Source organism: Chloroflexus sp. MS-CIW-1 (assembly GCF_030444705.1).
Taxonomy (GTDB): Bacteria; Chloroflexota; Chloroflexia; order Chloroflexales; family Chloroflexaceae; genus Chloroflexus.
In genome coordinates this window covers 1,000,296-1,019,755 of sequence record NZ_JAUBWR010000001.1, presented here as the reverse complement: position 1 = coordinate 1,019,755, position 19,460 = coordinate 1,000,296, and the positions used below count along the sequence as shown (strand labels likewise).

Sequence of the window (19,460 nt, the reverse complement as noted above, 5' to 3'; positions counted from 1 at the left end):
TAGTCTGTGCAACCCATGAGCATCACTGCCGCCCTCCTTCCGCCTCAATATTAGCAGCGGAAGGGGGGAACTTCTTTTACCTTCCCTTGTTCAGGATTGAGATGAGTTCGAGTGTCGCCTGTCGTGCGCACCTGATAAGGAGGTATCCGAAACCGTTCGTCTGCTTGTAACAATTTTGTCACATTCTTCGCAACGAGCCATTCATTCTCCCTACACCTGCTAACGGTATGCTCATACCGAGTACATTCCCATTAGCGTTACATCCTGTGCTCTACAGCCCTGTATAAGCTCGCAACGGAAGGGAGGTTATGCGATTCCTGTCTACCATCACATTGCTGGTCGCACTTGGAGTAATGCTTGGAACGATGCCAGAGATCGGTAATGCGCAGCGATCCGACAAGCCGATGTCGTCAGAAGGTTCATTACCGGGTGGCAATCTCACGCTGAATAGTGTGATCGGTGACAATGATGAACGAGTCAGTTTTGTTGCACCATTACGCGATGCTTTTGAGCCGGATATTGCCTACAATCCGGTGACCAACCAGTACCTGGTCGTGTACGCTCGTCCCCGTGAAGGCGGTGGTAGCAATGAGTTTGAGATTTATGGTCAGTTTATTGATGCTACCACTGGTGAGCCGGTGCCACCTACTGCACCTGATGCTGAAGTGAGTGGGACTGCGTTTCGGATCAGTCGGAATGGAAATGATCTGGCTACCGATCCGTTTGATGCTTACAGTCCGGCGGTGAGTTACAGTGCACGCGATAATGTGTTTCTGGTGACCTGGACTGCCGACAACACCAATCCTTATATCGACTGTAGTAACCCTGCTGCTGGTCGTGCCGGTTATCGCGCTGCTGGCGCTTATGAAATCTACGTGCAGGTGGTTGCTGCCAACGGTGATCTGTTGATCCGTGATGAGTGTGGTAATCCGCAGGATGATCGCATCAGCGAGATCAACGTTTTGTTCTATCGAACTTACTTCGACGGACGAAATCCTGACTGGGATGCGTTCTCTCCCGATGTCGCCTACAATAGTCAAAATGGTGAGTTCTTGATTTGTTGGTCTGATGATCGAGCGAATGGATTTCTCTCTCAACCTTTTGCCGAGCAAGGTGGTGAATTTGAGATTCGGTGTCAGCGCTTCTCCCTCGATCCCCATCCACAAAGACGCTTCATCGGCCAAATTGGACCAAACGATTTTCTGGTAAGCCGTGCTGGCTTCAATACCGGCGCTACCGGCTATGTTCGCCCTGACTATGATGCTGTAACACCGGCAATTGCCTACAACAGTATTGATAACCAGTGGTTCGTGGTCTGGTCGGCTGATAACAATGCCAGTGGCGTCGAAGACGGTGAATTCGAGATTTATGGCCAAGTACTCGCGGCCGATGGCACACAAGCCCACCTCTTGCCTGGGATTGGTTCTAACTACCGTGACGATCACCGCATTAGCCAAACTGGTGAAACGACTGGTTGTGCGAACGCCAGTTGTGATGCGTATCGGCCAGCTGTAGCGCACAACCCTGATCGCAATCAATATCTGGTCGCCTGGTTTGGTGATGATGTCAATGGCTTTGAAGAGGTCTACGTCAGTTTACGCCAGGCGACCGGCTTTGGTACTTCGGTAAGCAATCAGCGGGTCAGTTTTAGTTCCAACGGTGTTGATAATCGCTTCAAGGGACTTGATGTCGATGTGGCTTACGATCCGTTCAACCGTGAATGGTTGGTCGTCTGGCGTGGTGATCCGACGGTGAATGACCGCTTCGAGATCTACGGTCAACGGTTTAATGCTGATACCGATGGGAGTATTCCGCTGACTCCGGTTGGCGGTGGTAACTTCCAGATCGGTAACACCCCAGCGCTTGCGCCGACTGCCTTTCAAGCGAGCAGCAGTGGCCTGACCCGTCCATTACCGGGAGGTGAAGCAGAAACTGCTGGCTCGACCCTGCTCAACCCGGTCAATTGGCACCGAGTTGCGCCACGAGTTGCGGCAACCGGTAGCGGGCGCTATATGGCAGTTTGGGCCGGCTATCTTGATGGAGTGGCGTCCAATCGTCAGTTCGAGGTCTTTGGGCGTCGTTTGAGTTTTGTCCCACCCGCGGTACAGGCTGCTACACGTAGTGACGGCGCCACCATCACACCATTAAATAATGGTGATCTGATCAATGCTTCGGTTAGGGAGTTGGGCTTAACCTTCGCAGAATTGTTACGCAACGGCGCCGATGTCGCCAACTACCGTCTCGTTAGTGGTTCAGTGACTTCGTGCAGTGGCGCCGGTAGTAGTTTGATTGCCAATGTTAATGTGAATCTGTTCACCGTAACAATTCAGCCAACCATTCAGCCATTACCTGATGGACAATATACACTGATCGCCTGTGCCACGCTGACAAGCGTTGGTGGAATTACATTGGGGAGTGATGTGGCGATCACCTTTACCATCGATACTACCGCACCGTCGCTAAGCTTGCCCGGCGATATATCGGTAGAAGCTACTGATGCAAGTGGCTCAGTTGCCACCTACACCGCAACGGCCAGTGACGCGGTAGCGGGGACGGTTCCGGTGACGTGTACCCCGGCCAGTGGCAGCACCTTCCCACTCGGCGCCACCACCGTGACCTGTACGGCGAGCGATCCCGCCGGAAATACGGCGACCGGCAGCTTTACCGTCACCGTTGTCGATACGACCCCACCGTCGCTGAATCTGCCGGGCAATCTCTCGCGCGAGGCGACCGGCCCCAGTGGGACGGTGGTCACCTACACGGCGACAGCCAGTGACACGGTGGCGGGAACGGTTCCGGTGACGTGTACCCCGGCCAGTGGCAGCACCTTCCCACTCGGCGCCACCACCGTGACCTGTACGGCGAGCGATCCCGCCGGCAACACGGCAAACGGTAACTTTACCGTCACCGTTGTGGATACCACGCCACCGTCGCTGAATCTGCCGGGCAATCTCTCGCGCGAGGCGACCGGCCCCAGTGGGACGGTGGTCACCTACACGGCGACAGCCAGTGACACGGTAGCGGGGGCGGTTCCGGTGACGTGTACCCCGGCCAGTGGCAGCACCTTCCCGCTTGGCGCCACCACCGTGACCTGTACGGCGAGCGACCCGTCCGGCAACACCGCCACCGGCAGCTTTACGGTCTCCGTCGTCGATACCACACCGCCGACGCTGAATCTGCCGGACAACCTCTTGCGTGAGGCAACCAGCCCGGCCGGGTCGGTAGTCACCTACACCGCAACGGCCAGTGACGCCGTAGCGGGTACAGTGCCGGTGACCTGTACGCCGACCAGTGGCAGCACCTTCCCCCTTGGCACTACTACTGTCACCTGTTCGGCGAGCGACCCGTCCGGCAACACTGCCACCGGCAGCTTTACGGTCACAATCACGCCGTCTGGAGCACCACAAATACCACACCATCGTCTTTTCATCCCGATCATTACCAGTGTATAGGAGCCACTCAAATGTGGTGAGTTGTGGTTATTTGGTGATAAATGCAGCCGATATTTACCGTTAGTCATCGCTCGATAGGACTTCGTCACCTCGTCGAGCAAGGTAATTCCTCAGAAGGTAGGGGCAGATTTTAATCTGCCCCTCCCACCAGTACCACTAGAGGGGCAAAGTTTCCGGTTTTCGGTCGTGCTCCTTCACCATCACCAGCAGGCAGGCAAAAAACTTTACAAACCTCATCATTGGAACCTTAGAGCGTAATCAAAAGCCTGGGCTGTTGATGATTCTCAACCACGACAGCGCCATAATGGCCAGGGAAACGTTGGCGGGCAATGCATGAGTCTCCTCGCAACGGCCAGCGATGCCGTGGCGGGGGCGGTTCCGGTCACCTGTACCCCGGCCAGCGGCAGCACCTTCCCGCTCGGCGTCACCACCGTCACCTGCACGGCGAGCGATCCCGCCGGAAATACGGCGACCGGCAGCTTTACCGTCACCGTTGTCGATACGACCCCACCGTCGCTGAATCTGCCGGGCAATCTCTCTCGCGAGGCGACCGGCCCCAGTGGGACGGTGGTCACCTACACGGCGACAGCCAGTGACACGGTAGCGGGGGCGGTTCCGGTGACGTGTACCCCGGCCAGTGGCAGCACCTTCCCGCTTGGCACTACCACTGTCACCTGTTCGGCGAGCGACCCGTCCGGCAACACTGCCACCGGCAGCTTTACGGTCACAATCACGCCGTCTGGAGCACCACAAATACCACACCATCGTCTTTTCATCCCGATCATTACCAGTGTATAGGAGCCACTCAAATGTGGTGAGTTGTGGTTATTTGGTGATAAATGCAGCCGATATTTACCGTTAGTCATCGCTCGATAGGACTTCGTCACCTCGTCGAGCAAGGTAATTCCTCAGAAGGTAGGGGCAGATTTTAATCTGCCCCTCCCACCAGTACCACTAGAGGGGCAAAGTTTCCGGTTTTCGGTCGTGCTCCTTCACCATCACCAGCAGGCAGGCAAAAAACTTTACAAACCTCATCATTGGAACCTTAGAGCGTAATCAAAAGCCTGGGCTGTTGATGATTCTCAACCACGACAGCGCCATAATGGCCAGGGAAACGTTGGCGGGCAATGCATGAGTCTCCTCGATGCGCTCAACGGTTGTAGCGTCGGTGCTACGGAGCACGCCTGACGACCCTCACCTTCCCCCTGGCCCCCTTCCTCTCCCCATGTAAGAGAGGAAGGGGGAACGCAGGGTGCGGGAACGAAGGCATATTAGCAACCTCCTACATAATGGTTGCACAGGCACGGTACGTACCCGATGAGAAATCCGTGTTTTTGATCAGGCGCTTAGGGCTTTTCAACGTTTTCACCCTACCTGGCAGAGGTACAGAGAGAGGAGAAGAAACGAGAGCAGCAAATGAGAAAGTCTTACCTTCTCGACAATACGTGTATCGGTGTTCAGTTTCCCGTTCCGACAGCGGTCTCCCCACGCCACACTTCTCGCGTCATTTATGTCGCTAGCGTATGGGAGGGGCGGGTTCCTAACCCGTAAGCAGGAGGAGCTAGGGGACTGGGATCTGGCAGGTAATGGTCGCTGATGTGCCAACCGATAGGTTCCCTCTGTACATCGCGGATGCGGGCCGGAGGCCCGCGCACCTAGGGACGGATGGGTGAGGTAGCAAAGAGATCAAGCAAGAACGAGCACCGCTTCTGGCCGGAGGCCCGCGCACCCAGGGACGGATGGGTGAGGTAGCAAAGAGATCAAGCAAGAACGAGCACCGCTTCTGGCCGGAGGCCTGCGCACCCAGGGACGGATGGGTGAGGTAGCAAAGAGATCAAGCAAGAACGAGCACCGCTTCTGGCCGGAGGCCTGCGCACCCAGGGACGGATGGATGAGGTAGCAAAGAGATCAAGCAAGAACGAGCACCGCTTCTGGCCGGAGGCCTGCGCACCCAAGTACGGATGGGTGAGGTTCGTCGGTGTTCCGCCGCTGATATATTGTCTGATCATCGAAGGTGACCCGAAGCTGAAAACCTTTTATTGAAACCTTCAAAGGTCTTTTCATCTGGCGACGAATGTGATACACTATAGCCGTTACACAGCGTCACGTTGCCGCGAGAGTCCGTTCGTCCGTTTGAGGCCCGATCGACTCCCCCGTCCGCAAGACCTCCACGCCAGAGGAACAGCACGCGGCGCTGTGGGCCGCCGCCCGCTCTGAGGCGAAGCGTGCGGTGTTTGTTTCGGAGGCGTGGTAGTGGGTACGATACCCGTGAGTGACTGCGTTGCTTATCAACGCGGAGGGAGTGGGACCGGACATGTACGTGAAGCTCTTTGTCGGCAATCTGGCCTGGAGTGTTGACGATGCAACACTTGAAGCCTTCTTTCAGGACTACGGCAATGTACGAAGTGCACGAGTGATCAATGATCGGGAGACCGGTCGATCACGTGGTTTTGGCTTTGTCGAGATGGAAGTCGCCGATGTGGCAACCGTGATTAGCCAAACCAATGGCCGTGCAATTAATGGGCGCGAAATTCGGGTAAACGAAGCGGAGGACAAGAGTTCCCGCGGCCATCGTTCTGGTGGTGATCGCGGCGGCTTCGGCGGTCGGCGTTATTAACGCTTCCCTTCGAGCCGGTCGCGCCTCAACTGGCTCGTTTGCGGGAACTATCTGCCCCCTGTCTGTGACAGGGGGCGCATTGTGTCAGGACATACCATGGTTATCGTCCTCTTTATTGCAGGGATTATCCTGCTAGTCTTTGGCGCCGATCTGCTTGTGCGTGGCGCGGCTAGCCTAGCAGCCAGCCTGGGTGTTTCGCCTCTCATTATCGGTCTGACGATTGTGGCCATCGGTACCAGCTCACCTGAAATTGCAGTGAGCCTACAAGCTGCATTCAACGCTCAGGGTGCGATCGTGTTGGGGAATATCATTGGAAGTAATATCGCGAATATCATGCTCATTCTGGGAATGGCCGCTATGTTCGGGCCGCTTCCGGTTGATCGAGCGATTCTTCGCCGCGATCTACCGGTTATGATCGGCGCTTCACTGCTCACATTCTTGCTAACGCTTGACCGCACGCTATCGCGAATCGATGGTATTATTATGCTCCTCTGTCTGACAGCGTATCTCTGGGTAATGTGGCCGCGCAACGAACATCACGACGCGCTTCATCAATCACACCTACCGCAGCGACGATTGCGCGCTCTGCTACTGCAACTGGCAATGGTTGTTGGAGGTCTGGCTCTTCTCATTGTAGGAGCACGCTGGTTGGTCGATGGGGCAGTAACCTTTGCAACCTGGTTTGGGGTAAGTGAGTTGATCATTGGGCTCACTATCGTGGCGGTTGGTACTTCGCTACCAGAGATTGCCACGTCGGTGATTGCTGGTCTACGCGGAGAACGAGACATTGCTGTTGGTAATGTGGTCGGCAGTAATGTGCTCAATTTGTTACTGGTGCTTGGCACAACGATGGTGTTATCACCACAGCCAATCGCTGTTCCCGAGGTTACTATCGCCCTCGATCTACCGGTGATGGTCGGTGCAGCACTTATTTGTCTACCGATCTTCTTTACTCGTCGGGTTGTTTCCCAACGTGAAGGCAGTCTGTTGCTGGTTTACTACTTAAGCTATACCCTGTATCTGGTCTTGAGTGCTACTGGCAGTGCTGAATTACCGGTGTACAATACCATTGTCGGTCTAATTTTGATCCCATTGACCGTGGTGTTGCTGGTCGTGCGCGCCCTACGCTGGTTGGGCAAAGAGCGCCGACAACAACGCACGTCAATCGCTAATCGTAAATAGCATGCGAGTCTTCTATTCTGACACGTTTGTCTTACCATTACCGCCAGGACACCGTTTCCCAATGGAGAAGTATGCCCTACTGCGCGAGCGAGTGCTGAATGAGGGTATTATCACCTCTGATCAGTTACATATCCCCGAACCGGCTAGTGTCGCTGAACTGTCTCGTGCTCATGCACCAGCTTATATCGAGCGCGTATTGAACGGGCAATTAACGAGTGCTGAACTACGCCGGATCGGTTTCCCATGGTCGCCACAAATGGTCGAGCGCTCACGGCGTTCGGTGGGAGCAACCATAGCTGCCTGTCGTGTCGCTCTTAGCGAAGGGGTTGGGGTCAATCTGGCAGGCGGCACCCACCATGCTTTTTCGGACGCTGGTGCTGGCTACTGCGTCTTCAACGATGCGGCTGTAGCAGCGCGAGCAATGCAGGCTGAAGGTCGTGCGCAGCGGATGGCGATTATCGATTGTGACGTGCATCAGGGTGATGGGACAGCCGCTATTTTAGCTGGCGACGAGACGATCTTCACATTCTCGATCCATGGTGCCAACAATTTTCCGTTCCGTAAACAGCAGAGCGATCTGGATATTGGTCTTCCCGATGCAACCAGCGATACCGCGTACCTCGATGCACTGGAATGGGGTATTCGCCAGGTCTTTGCAAGCGCCCGCCCCGAACTGATCATTTATCTGGCCGGCGCCGATCCGTACTACGATGACCGCCTGGGTCGGCTTAGCCTGACCAAAGCCGGTTTAGCCGAGCGTGATCGGTTGATCTTTTCGTTCTGTCGGGCGGCAGGAGTACCGATTGCTATCACGATGGCTGGCGGCTATGCCCGCCAGATCGTCGATACGGTTGATATTCACGCCCATACCGTAGCAATGGCGGCTATGTTGCGCTAACTGCTGTTAACACGGTGAATACGCTTCCCCGGCTACGAAAAACTGGCAATAAATTCCTGCTTAAGCTGAGATCCAAAAACGAAAAACCTTCGCACAGATGTTATGAAGGTACATGCAGCGGCGTGTACTGAGAGCAATCTGAAAGTGGAGGTAACACCGTGACAGCAGAACACACAAAGCAAGGAGTCTTCTCACGTCGTAGCCTGATTAAGGGCATTGCCGGTCTGGGTGGCGGCCTGGTGGTTGCAAGCTTTGCGAATCTGTTTGGGATTCAGTCAGCTTCAGCCGGGCACGATCGGAAGGATGATCCCCAGCTCATTCTAAATCTGGCTGCAACCGCCGAAACCCTGGCAACAACTTTCTACTATGCAGCATTGACTTCTGCACAGTTCCGTCTCAGCGAAGAGGATGTCCTCTACCTCAAATTTGCTCTCGATGCTGAGAAGTATCATCTCGATTTTCTGGTCAGTAACGGTGGTCGGGCACTAACCAACCAGTTCTATGTTCCGGCTAATCTGCTACGTGATCCAGCTCTCTTTGTTCAGGTCGGCGCCGATGCAGAGACTGCATTTGTAGGCGCGTATCTGGCAGCTACTCGTCGCTTTGCCGAGTTAGGGGCCGACCGCCTGGCAGGTACCACTGCACAACATGCTTGCAGTGAAGCTCAGCACCTGGCGCTGATCCGTGAAATTGGTGGATTTGTTCCCAATAATCTACCATTGCCACTGCCTATTTACTATAATGTATCCGATGCTGTGCCAACACTTGCACCATTCCTCCAAGGTGGACAAGGCTTTATTGGCCCGGTCACGGCACCCACTGCTGATCAGATTATGCGTGCCCTTGGCGGTGTGAAGTCTGACCGAACGGAACCATACACAAGAGTATTCTAAACAACTTCGACTAATACGCTAGCCGAGCCTGCCAGCAAATAGGCTGGCAGGCTCATGTATGTCTGTAAGACGCGCAGCAGGGAGAGTCCATGTGGATGGCGGTTTAGATTGTATCTCAGCCAACTCGGTTATAATGCAGCGTTGTAGATATGCTGAAAAGAAAAAGGTTTCGAGTCTAATGCCGCCGCGACAATCTGAAGATACCGGTCTACCTAACCTAACCGATGAATTACTGATAGACTTAATCGTGCAGCGCGATGAAGCTGCACTCGGCGAATTGTACGATCGGTATGCTTCGTTAGTATATTCCATCGCACTCCGCATTACAGGAGATCGGCAAACCGCCGAAGAGGTTATGCAAGATGTCTTCCAAAACATTTGGCAGACAGCCGGTGGATTTCGTCACCAGTCAGGAGCAGTTGTCGGATGGATTATTGGCATTACCCGTCATCGCGCAATTGATACGCTCCGTAGCAAACGAGAACGGGCTCGCAATCGTGAGTTGACAAGAATTGAAGCGGCTTACTTCTTACCCAACAGCTCAGGTGTTGAACAAGACCTGGAGCAGCGAGCTTTACGGCAAGCAGTCCAGGCAGCCCTGGCTGACTTGCCACCAACTCAACGTCAGGCAATTGAGATGGCCTATTATGGTGGTATGACCCAGACAGAGATCGCTAAACAACTTGGCGAACCTCTTGGAACCATTAAAACCAGACTACGTCTTGGTTTATCGAAATTGCGTGAGCTTCTGCGCACGCTTGCGGAGTAAGGTAATGGAGTCTTCACCGGAGTATTCCGACGAAATAGTTGACTTGCTGACAGCTTACGCCCTTGATGCACTCGAACCGGCAGAACGGGCCAAAGTACAACAATTGCTGTCAGAACGACCAGAATTGCAGAAGATTCTGGCCGAATTACGTGCTGCTGCTGATTTGTTGCCATTTGCCCTGGAACGACCAGTTCTACCACCCGAATGGCGTCAACGAACGATTGATTACGCACTCGGTCGCCAGAGGATAGAGTCAAAGCAGAAGCATTTCTTCCCACATTCGCGGCAACCCTGGTTAATAGGACTTGGCAGTCTGGCAACTGCACTTATTATTGCCGTATTTGGTCTCATTGGATATATCAACAACCTGCACAGTCAGTTGACAACTGCTATTCAACAACGCGATCAAGCGCAAGCCCTAGCCGCGACTGCGCAAGCTGCGTCACAGCAATTGGCAGCCGTGCTCACTAATCCAACACCACTCGCATCCCTTCGGGGTGATGCCGGACAGGGATCGATCTACCTTGATCGAACCGGAGAGCTGTTATTAATTGCTGCACTACCTCCGTTGACTGAAAATCAAGTCTATCAACTCTGGGTCATTCAAGGGGATGCAGCGCCAGTGAGTGGTGGTGTCTTCACGCTTGACCCGAGTGGTTACGGTATCGTTCGATTACCGGCAGCAAGAGTTCCTGGCGGTAGCACCCTGGCAATCACGGCTGAGCCAGCTCCCGGTAGTGATGGACCTACAGGGCCGATACTGATTGCCGGCAGAATAACGTAGGATGAAGATGAACGCCAATGAGGAGAAAAAAGAGTGCTGTGTTCTGAAAGTCTCGTTGTCTGTAAATGTTGAGCACCATATTATATATTGAACTACATCAGCATGCCATAGCAGACCGGTCAGGAATACATCCTTACATACATAATGTTCAATCGTCATTAACACATTGTTAGTTCAGGCGGCAAGGCGCACAAGAACATTTTTGGCTTTCTATACCACACTTCAATCAATCAGTAAGCTACCGTGTTTCTTTCCCTCGCTCCACCAGCAGCGATATGTCATATTTTTCATCGAGCAGACCTGTATCTGTGCTATACTGAAGGGGAGAACCGCTCAGGGGGGATGTGTATGCCCGAGCCTGCCCACATTCTAGTTGTTGAAGATGACAACGACATCCGGCGTATTTTTCAAGTCATCCTTAGCCGGCATGGGTTTCGGGTGTCGGTGGTGACAACAGGTGAGGAAGCGTTAAGTTTTCTGCAACTTATCACCCCTGACTTAATCCTGCTCGATTTAGCGCTTCCCGGTGTTGACGGTGCCGAAATTACGCGACGCATCAAGGCAGATCGCACAAAACCGTTTATCCCTATCATCATTGTATCAGCGCACGCCGATCTCAACACCAGTATCAGCAATCTCGATGCTGGCGCCGATGACGTTCTGCTCAAACCGGTCGATCACAATCTGTTGGTAGCACGGGTACGTGCCCTGTTACGTCTCCAGCGAGCACAACGTAGTCTTCAGCAAGAGCAGCGAAAAACCGAATTACTCTTGCATCTCTCGCGTGACTTGGGCGCCAGTATTGATCTGGATGTGCTATTGACTCGTTTTTTAAACCACTTAGCCGACGCGGTTGGTGCGATTCGGGCCAGTATTATTTTAACCGGTTTCATTGAAGATAAAATCTTACTGTATTCGAGCAGTCAGCATCCGGCCTCAACAGAACTACAGGACATTTTGCGCTATGGTGTGGCTGGTGCCGCGTTACGTCAGCGCAGCCCGATATTGATTACAGATACTCGTCTTGACTCGCGCTGGCTGGCAACATCCGATTATCACCAGGACGTGCGTTCAGTGGCGGCAATGCCGATCATACGCGATAACCGCACCTGGGGCGTTATTACCCTGGTACACCATACCCCGGGTTATTTTACGAACGAACATCTTGAATTGTTGTCATCGGTTGCCGCCCAGAGCGCCGTTGCGCTGGAAAGCGCCCGCCTCTACCGGTTGAGTGAACAACAAAAAGAGCTGCTGGCGAAACGTGCTGAAGAGCTGCGCCAGATCAACGAACTCAACCAGATGCTCTCTGAACTCATGCAGATGGATCAGTTGAGTCGGCTGTTGGTGCAAATACTCCATCACCAGTTTCAGTACCCACTAGTGGCACTCACATTATATGAGCACAATCAGTTTGTGCTGAAGGCCCTCGCTAGCTCAGAACGAACTATTTCAACGACGTTGACGTTCGGTGTAGAGCAAGGGATCATTGGTTGGGTCTACCGCCATCGCGAACCGCTTCGGATCGACGATTTGTCGCAAGATGCGCGATTTACACCGTTATTACCCGGTGAAGCACAGATGCGATCGGCGCTGAGCATTCCAGTGCTCCTGGCCCGTGAAGTATTTGGTACCATCGAGGTACGCAGTCCACACATCAGTGCTTTCAGCTCAAACGATGAAGCAATTCTTCAAGCAGTGGCTAACCAGTTAGCGATTGCCATCAGCAATGCCCGCATGTTCGAGAGTGAACAGCGCCGAATTAAACAATTGAGTGACATCAATCGGCTATCACTTGCCTTAACCGCGCAGTTTATCGCTCCCTCTAACCTGCAACGCATTATTGCGGCAGTGGCACAGATTTTTCAAGTAGAACAGGCAGCAATGATCCTGTTTGGCCCACAGCCGACCGATACGATTGTTGCTTTAAGTGGTCAATCATCACCCAACGACGCTGAACTTCGTCAACTTCTCCAGCGGCATCCATACCTCGCCGCGAAAATTGCCAGGCTTAATCAACCGCGCTATGTACGTTTAGCAGAACAATCCGATCTGACACCGTTACAAGCGTTTTTTGCGGCTCGTCGGTTGGAAACCGTTTTACTGGTACCGCTCAAAGTGAAACAGCATACGCAAGGCGTGATCTGTCTCGATGTCAGTCAGCGTGAACCCCTTCAACAAGCTGAATTAGAACTAACTACGACGGTTGCCAGTTTGATCGTGCAGATATTGGAAAATAGTCGTCTCTACCGGCTTGTCAATGATGAGCGCTCGACCCTCAATGCCATTTTGCAAAGTACGACCGACCCGATCCTGCTCATTGACCCAGAACGGCGCCTGTTGCTGGCAAATTCGGCTGCGCAACATCGATTGCAGATCGATCAGAAAACGCACCGTGGGCAGGTTGTCGATCAACTGCCAACCCTACAAGCAGTCCTCCCCTTCCTGGCCCGTTCTGAGCCAACGACTATCGAGATAGAACCGGAGACCGATGTCCACTTTAGTGTAAGTATTGCACCCGTGCATAGTGTTGATAAAAAAGCATTAGGGCGCGTCGTGGTCTTCCGTGATATTAGCGCTATCAAACAGCTTGAAAAACAAGAACGTGAGCGCGTGCGCAGTGTCTTCCGCCGTTATGTATCACCGCAAGTTGCCGAGCAATTGCTTAGCGCCGGGAGTGATTTCGGAACCCCAACCGAACGGACGGTGGCGGTGCTGTTCGCCGATATGCGAGGATTTACCACATTAACCGAACAGATAGATGCCCACATTCTGGTTGAGCGCATTCTCAATCGCTATTTCACGGCAATGACCGAAGCGCTCTACGCTTACGATGGCACGATCGACAAGTTTCTCGGTGATGGCTTGATCGGTGTCTTCGGAACCCCTATCAGTCACCCTGATGATCCCCAGCGCGTGATATTGGCGGCTGTGGCAATGCAACAGGCTTTTGCCCGCCTGTCTGACATATGGCGGGAAGAATTAAACCTCCAGATTGGAATGGGTATCGGGATCGGCTACGGCTCAGCAGTTGTGGGGAATATCGGCTCAGAACAGCGCCAAGACTATACCTTGATCGGTGATGTAGTGAACACTGCTGCGCGATTATGCAGCATTGCCCAGGCCGGTCAGATCATTATTTCTTCACATTTGGCACACGTGCTTGCCGATCAATCACCTTACCCCCTGCGTGAACTGGGCGCGGTTCGGTTGAAAGGAAAACAGGAAGCTCACTTCATCTACGAAGTCGTGGTTGAGCAATCGCTAGCCAGAATGGTGAATCAGGAACAACCGCAGTAGGACAGGTGCTGCCTCGTCGCTACGGGTAAAACCGGCACTGCTTGAGTGCGGCATTGCTTCGTCCCTACGGGTAAGACCCGACGATGGTCGAACGACATAGGCGTATGATCAACAACCCCTATCTTCCATCAATCGCACGCCGTGTCCTCGGATAGGCCTTCAAGACCCGATTGCGCATATGTACAGAAACAACGTTGCACTCATCCCATCGCCACGATACTGCCCGCTCTGGCTATTCTACCCTGGCGATTTTTTCAGACACACGCTCACCTCTCTTGCCTCACTTGACAGCCGCCTGTGAGCCTCTTAAGATACCCCTGACTGGTACACATTTTGACCGGTCCCTCATTCTAACTAAAGGAGCCTGTAAACCATGGTGTTATTTGCGCGGCGAATTGTTCGCCTCTGGTCGATCTGCATTCTTTGCGTAATATTCCTGATCAGTTGTGCGTCGCAACCGGTTGTATTGACCGGTATCGTAACTGATGCTTACACTGGTGCACCGGTTCCCAATGCAACAGTATCCATCGGGGATCTGATGTTAACCACTGATGATCAGGGCCGCTTTCAGACCGAACGCTGGCGACCTGAAGACACACTGGCGCTACAGGCACCGGCTTACGAACCGACAAGTTTACCACTGGCCGAACAACCCGGTGTTGGTGTAAGTGGCGTATTGACCGTAACTATCACCACTGCCTTACGCCCAAATACGCTCGTTGGTAAGGTCATCGATGCTTATACCGGCCAACCCATTCGCAACGCTGAAGTCATCCTGAACGATACAGAACCACCACTTACCACGACGAACGAGAATGGACAATATACGTTAACTGATGTGCCGGAGACGTTTAGTATTACGGTACGTGCTGATGAGTATGAACCGGTTCGCGAGACACTCTCGCGGACAACAACCTTTGATGTTAAGCTCCGCCCTAATATCCTGCGCGGTCAGGTGACTAATGTGTATACGGGTGAACCGGTGGCAGGGGCGACGGTCAAGCTGTCCGATCTGAGTGTAACAACAGATGCCGAGGGGCGTTACGTATTGCGCGGTGTGACAGAGATCGGTGAGATTACCGTCGAAGCGGATGGTTTTGCGGCGGTTACGCAACCGTTTACCCGCACGACAACACTTGACGTCGCCATCAGACCGGACACCCTCTTTGGGCAATTGATCGACGCCACCACCGGAAAACCTGTCCAAAATGCAGCGATCATTGCCACTGAAACGCTCACTTCAACGGCTGTGGCGTTTGTGCGAATTAGGGATAGTGTTGAAGGTCGATTCCGCCTGCCCAATCTCCCTGAACGTGGATTTGTACAAGTGTTAGCGCCAGGATATACCAAACGAGTGATCCCTATTGAGCCTGGCAATATGCCGCATCAGATCGAGCTAGAACCTTTCTATGTGCGTGGTATCTACATTACAGCGGCTGTTGCTTCAGTGCCGAGATTAGTTGATCGCTTCCTCGATCTGATTGACCGTACTGAACTGAACACGCTGATCATCGACATCAAAAGCGATCTGCGTGACGACCTAGGTATGGTTTATTACGATTCACAGGTGCCGCTTGTAAAGGAATTAGGACTCAGTACACCTAGAGTTGATTTCCGATCAATTCTTGCCAAAGCGAAAGAACGCGGCATCTACACGATTGCCCGTGTTCAGCTCTTCTCACACGATAATGCGCTATCGGATGCCCGACCTGAATGGTCGATTCGTCTGCGCTCAACCGGCGAGGTGTACGCCGATTATCCCGGACCGGGGATTCGCTACGCTTATCTTGATCCAACCAATCAAAATGTCTGGGATTACAACATCGCCCTGGCAGTTGAAGCCGCGCAGATGGGTTTTGATGAGATTAACTTTGATTACATCCGCTTCCCTGACTGGTTTGGAACCAGGGATGAATTTCGTGATAAGCTCTTATTCAGCGAACCAATTGATCCTGTTGGTAATCCGGGCCGAATGTACGAGGTGATTCTCGAATTTATGCAACGCGCTCACCAGGCTGTCAATGCTGCTGGTGCCTTCATGTCGGTTGATGTATTCGGGCGGGTAGTGAACGGTCCGTCACTAACCATTGCGCAAGATATGACGCGGATGGGTGAGCACACCGACTACGTTTGTCCAATGCCGTACCCGTCGTTATGGTGGAGCGGATTAGACAACATTGCCGTACCGGTGAAGTACCCGTATGAGACCATTCAGATTGCGGTGCGAAAGGGTGGTCGGCTGATGGCAGATAGTTATGCCCGGCAACGTCCATGGCTGCAAGATCACACCGATCCATGGGCGCCAGTGGTGGTCGAGTACGGACCGGCTGAGGTGCGCGCTCAGATTAATGCGACTGAAGAGCAACCTGAAGCAGCAAGCGGTTGGATGTTGTACGATTCGGCTAATATCTATAAAGGGGCGTTTAACGGTGCAGTGCGTCCGGCACCGTAGCCCTCTATCAACAGAGCACAATCGACGGTTTAGCAGCAGGGCATGATCTATGAACCAACGAACGGCACCGAGTATTAGTCTGCTCGTCATTCTGGCCGGAATACTGACCTGGGTATTGCCGGTTGCCGCCCACCCGGCAACTGATATGGCTCAGGTATCAAGCTGGCGCTTAAGCAGTGTGAACGACTGGACAGCCGGTGAGGTAACCGGGCTGCTGGTCACGAACAATGCCGGTGGTGAATTGCGCCTAGCTGCCGACGCCAGTGAGGGAAGCTTTATCTCGGCGCCGTTTGCTACTGCGTTTGCTACCAATGCGGCTGGTGCTGTCTGGCGCGCCGATCTGGTAACAGGAACTGCGCTGCGGCTTGAACTGCGCGCCCGCTCAACCCCACCTAGCAACGGTGATGATGGTTGGGGACCATGGTTGCCGTTGGTTGTCGCCGATGAACCGCCGACTGCCGATCCAGATGCGTTTACAACCGCTGCGCCGCTAGCGCTACCAGAAGATACCCGCTATCTCCAGTTACGCGCTATCTTCACCAGCCAGATCCCACGTGCTTCAGCCGTGCTTAATGAGGTAACTGTGTCATATCTGGCAACCCAGATCACGCCGCCAATCTTTGCCGCTGGCCTACCGCAACGGCCAATCCTGTTTGGTCAACCGGTACTAACCCCGCGACCCCTCCAGATCAGCCGCGCCGATTGGGCACAACCAGCCGCAGCACGCCCGGATCGTCGTGATCCACAAGGAATAGTCATTCACCAACTGGCCGTTGATGTTTCCCCGGCCACTACTTTGGCTTATCTACGCGCCCTGCTGGTCTATCAGACTAAAGTTCTCAATTGGGATGATCTGATCTATCACTATCTCATCGACAGCGAAGGCAATCTGTTTGAAGGTCGATTGGGTGGGCCAACATCGTTGGTACGGCAGGTGAGTGGCAGTGAGGCTGATGTGCAGATTGCACTGCTCACACCCGCCAATCAACCACCGACGTCGGCAGCCCAAGATCGGCTGGTGGGACTGCTAGCGTGGCTGACCCAAACCTACAACATCGCACCTACCGATTTACAACCGACAGCCAGCGGTGACCGATTACGACCTGCAATCGCTGGTCACTTTGAGATCAGTAGCACGGCGGTTGATCCTTACCCGGCATTCCGCGAACTGCTGCCACTGTTGCGCACACGCATCGACACCGCAACCGTCCGTGCCCGCTGGTATTTTGCCGAAGGTAACACCGCAGGCTATAGCCAGCGCCTGAGTTTGTACAACCCAGCTTCTCGTCCGGCTACTGCCCGCATCACACTGCTTCCGGCTACCGGTCAGCCCATCGTGCGCGAACTACAAGTATCCGGTGGTGGGCGGGCCGACCTGAACATCAACGAGATTGCGCCTGCCGCTAACGCTCTGCCGGCAATCGTTGAAGCAAACGAGGCGATCCTGGCTGAACGATCAATGGCGTTAACTACCGATATTGATAGCGGGCCAGGCATCGATCGCCTCTCGCGGGTCTGGTACTTTGCCGAGGGAAGCACGGTCAATCAAACTCAAACCTATCTGATAATTTTCAATCCCCAACCCAGCACGACCAGAGCGCAGATCACGTACATGCGTCGTGATGGTACCGTCTTCGAGCAAGAGGTACAGGTCGGCGCCCAAAACCGCCTGGTTGTCTCGGTACACGATATAACCCTCCCTGACGGGAGTCGACCGCTGGCCGACACCCACTTCGGAATGCGCGTGATTGCCGATCAACCGGTGGCGGTTGAACGCACGATGCGGTTCGGTAATGGCGGGAGCGGCTTGCATACCGGACGCGGAATTGATACACTCTCACGCCGCTGGCTGTTCGCCGAGGGTACTACTGAGGGAGAGTTTCGCACGCAGTTCCTGGTGCTGAATCCGAACAACCAACCAACAAACGTCGAAGCCATTTTCCGTGGGCCTACCGGCGTTGCTGCTACTCGACGCTATGCGATCCCGCCAAGAGCGCAACTCGCGATTGATGTCAATGAAGTTGTGCCCAGTCTTGGTATTGCTACCGAGGTGATTGCTGACCGTCCGGTGGCGGTTGAACGGGTCATGAGTTTCGCAGGTGGGACTGCCGGAACGATTAGTACCGGAGTACGTGCACCAGCTTACCGCTGGGCCTTTATTGATGGGCGCACCAGTGATGCAAGCTACTACCTCTGCTTGCACAATGTGAGTCCGCTCACAAGCACTGTCACGGTCGAAGTCATTTTTGGTGATGGGACAAAAACTAACCTGAGCATCCGTATTCCAGCCAGAGCCAGGTATACGCTAGCATTACACGAGGCATTTCCGGGTGAAACGGCGGTAGCAGCGATTGTACGTAGCAATCAACCGATTGTCGCCGAGCGTTCACTCTACCCCGGCGGTGGTGCACGTGGTGGGAGCACCACCCCCGGCATTCCATTGCCATAACGCAGACATTCGTACCTACATCTGCTGCCGCCAGCGTCGCCATACCGCCAGCACTGCGGCTACAACCGCCAGTGCTCCTGCAAGCATCGTTGCCCCCGGTATGAGCAAGGGCGGGAGCATTGCCGTTAGCTCGGCAGGTGGTTCGGTGACTACCTGTATATCTGCGGGTGGTGGTGCATTCACCATCCGGGCCAGATTTGCGAGGGTCGGAGTCATCGAATCGGCGTAACCCTGCCCTATCTTCTTGCGCAACAACGAAAACGGAAAGAAGGTCGGCAGCGCATACACCAACGCCACCCCATTGGTGACGCGCGTCGCGTTGGCTTCTGGTTGCAAACGAAACATCCAGATCTGCGCGATACCAGGTGCAGCCGGTAAACCAACTCGCCAGGCAAAACGGTAGGGTGGATCCCAAATCACGACCCGATTTGCCGTCACATAATGGATACCACGCATATACTGCTGTGACTCAAACACTGCACCGACAGCCAGTGGCCGTCCATCACGAATAGTCACTGCCTGAACTTCTCCGCTACCGGCAATCTGGGGATGGCGCTCAACATCACTCACCAGCTCCCAAAGCGCTTCCAGGGGAGCATTGATGCGCGCACTCACTGTAGCGCCTGTATAGGCAATCATACGCTACATACTCCTTACGTCTGCT

Annotated in this window: 12 protein-coding genes; 11 read left to right on the top strand and 1 reads right to left on the bottom strand. The window is 53.9% G+C overall.

Annotated features, from left to right (window positions below; translation table 11 throughout):
• Positions 1–308: 308 nt before the first annotated feature.
• The 11 genes from QTO31_RS04055 to QTO31_RS04005 all read left to right on the top strand — a co-directional run bounded on the left by QTO31_RS04055 (position 309) and on the right by QTO31_RS04005 (position 18,796).
• Positions 309–3,452 (top strand): HYR domain-containing protein, encoded by a 3,144-nt coding sequence (locus QTO31_RS04055; protein ID WP_301428178.1) that lies wholly within the window; start codon positions 309–311, stop codon positions 3,450–3,452.
• A gap of 333 nt (positions 3,453–3,785) precedes the next feature.
• The gene (locus QTO31_RS04050) at positions 3,786–4,250 is read left to right on the top strand and encodes an HYR domain-containing protein (protein ID WP_301428177.1); all 465 of its coding nucleotides are present in this window, start codon (positions 3,786–3,788) and stop codon (positions 4,248–4,250) included.
• Positions 4,251–5,766: 1,516 nt separating this feature from the next.
• Positions 5,767–6,069 carry an RNA recognition motif domain-containing protein gene (locus QTO31_RS04045; RefSeq protein ID WP_301428176.1) on the top strand — a complete coding sequence of 101 codons (303 nt, stop codon included), beginning with the start codon at positions 5,767–5,769 and terminating at the stop codon, positions 6,067–6,069.
• A 96-nt stretch (positions 6,070–6,165) separates the two neighbouring features.
• Positions 6,166–7,251 carry a calcium/sodium antiporter gene (locus tag QTO31_RS04040; protein ID WP_301429433.1) on the top strand — a complete coding sequence of 362 codons (1,086 nt, stop codon included), beginning with the start codon at positions 6,166–6,168 and terminating at the stop codon, positions 7,249–7,251.
• A gap of 1 nt (position 7,252) precedes the next feature.
• A complete protein-coding gene (locus tag QTO31_RS04035) occupies positions 7,253–8,149 on the top strand; it encodes a histone deacetylase (RefSeq protein WP_301428175.1) in 897 nt (298 codons plus the stop codon).
• Positions 8,150–8,307: 158 nt separating this feature from the next.
• A complete protein-coding gene (locus tag QTO31_RS04030) occupies positions 8,308–9,042 on the top strand; it encodes a ferritin-like domain-containing protein (protein ID WP_301428174.1) in 735 nt (244 codons plus the stop codon).
• A gap of 178 nt (positions 9,043–9,220) precedes the next feature.
• Positions 9,221–9,811, top strand: a complete 591-nt coding sequence (locus tag QTO31_RS04025) for a sigma-70 family RNA polymerase sigma factor (protein ID WP_301428173.1) — start codon at positions 9,221–9,223, stop codon at positions 9,809–9,811.
• Positions 9,812–9,815: 4 nt separating this feature from the next.
• Positions 9,816–10,595, top strand: a complete 780-nt coding sequence (locus QTO31_RS04020) for an anti-sigma factor (protein ID WP_301428172.1) — start codon at positions 9,816–9,818, stop codon at positions 10,593–10,595.
• 348 nt (positions 10,596–10,943) lie between these two features.
• Complete coding sequence (locus tag QTO31_RS04015) at positions 10,944–13,895, top strand: GAF domain-containing protein (protein WP_301428171.1); 2,952 nt, start codon at positions 10,944–10,946, stop codon at positions 13,893–13,895.
• Between the two features lie 373 nt (positions 13,896–14,268).
• Positions 14,269–16,347 carry a putative glycoside hydrolase gene (locus QTO31_RS04010; protein WP_301428170.1) on the top strand — a complete coding sequence of 693 codons (2,079 nt, stop codon included), beginning with the start codon at positions 14,269–14,271 and terminating at the stop codon, positions 16,345–16,347.
• Between the two features lie 49 nt (positions 16,348–16,396).
• A complete protein-coding gene (locus QTO31_RS04005) occupies positions 16,397–18,796 on the top strand; it encodes a peptidoglycan recognition family protein (protein WP_301428169.1) in 2,400 nt (799 codons plus the stop codon).
• A gap of 15 nt (positions 18,797–18,811) precedes the next feature.
• On the opposite strand, the gene QTO31_RS04000 is transcribed toward QTO31_RS04005, so the two are convergent.
• A complete protein-coding gene (locus QTO31_RS04000) occupies positions 18,812–19,435 on the bottom strand; it encodes an SRPBCC family protein (protein ID WP_031460719.1) in 624 nt (207 codons plus the stop codon).
• Positions 19,436–19,460: the final 25 nt, after the last annotated feature.

Excerpts from the sequence above, each read along its gene's own strand:
- QTO31_RS04055 (WP_301428178.1), top strand. The coding sequence starts at position 309 with ATGCGATTCCTGTCTACCATCACATTGCTGGTCGCACTTGGAGTAATG.
- QTO31_RS04050 (WP_301428177.1), top strand. The coding sequence starts at position 3,786 with ATGAGTCTCCTCGCAACGGCCAGCGATGCCGTGGCGGGGGCGGTTCCG.
- QTO31_RS04045 (WP_301428176.1), top strand. The coding sequence starts at position 5,767 with ATGTACGTGAAGCTCTTTGTCGGCAATCTGGCCTGGAGTGTTGACGAT.
- QTO31_RS04040 (WP_301429433.1), top strand. The coding sequence starts at position 6,166 with ATGGTTATCGTCCTCTTTATTGCAGGGATTATCCTGCTAGTCTTTGGC.
- QTO31_RS04035 (WP_301428175.1), top strand. The coding sequence starts at position 7,253 with ATGCGAGTCTTCTATTCTGACACGTTTGTCTTACCATTACCGCCAGGA.
- QTO31_RS04025 (WP_301428173.1), top strand. The coding sequence starts at position 9,221 with ATGCCGCCGCGACAATCTGAAGATACCGGTCTACCTAACCTAACCGAT.
- QTO31_RS04020 (WP_301428172.1), top strand. The coding sequence starts at position 9,816 with ATGGAGTCTTCACCGGAGTATTCCGACGAAATAGTTGACTTGCTGACA.
- QTO31_RS04015 (WP_301428171.1), top strand. The coding sequence starts at position 10,944 with ATGCCCGAGCCTGCCCACATTCTAGTTGTTGAAGATGACAACGACATC.
- QTO31_RS04010 (WP_301428170.1), top strand. The coding sequence starts at position 14,269 with ATGGTGTTATTTGCGCGGCGAATTGTTCGCCTCTGGTCGATCTGCATT.
- QTO31_RS04005 (WP_301428169.1), top strand. The coding sequence starts at position 16,397 with ATGAACCAACGAACGGCACCGAGTATTAGTCTGCTCGTCATTCTGGCC.
- QTO31_RS04000 (WP_031460719.1), bottom strand. The coding sequence starts at position 19,435 with ATGATTGCCTATACAGGCGCTACAGTGAGTGCGCGCATCAATGCTCCC.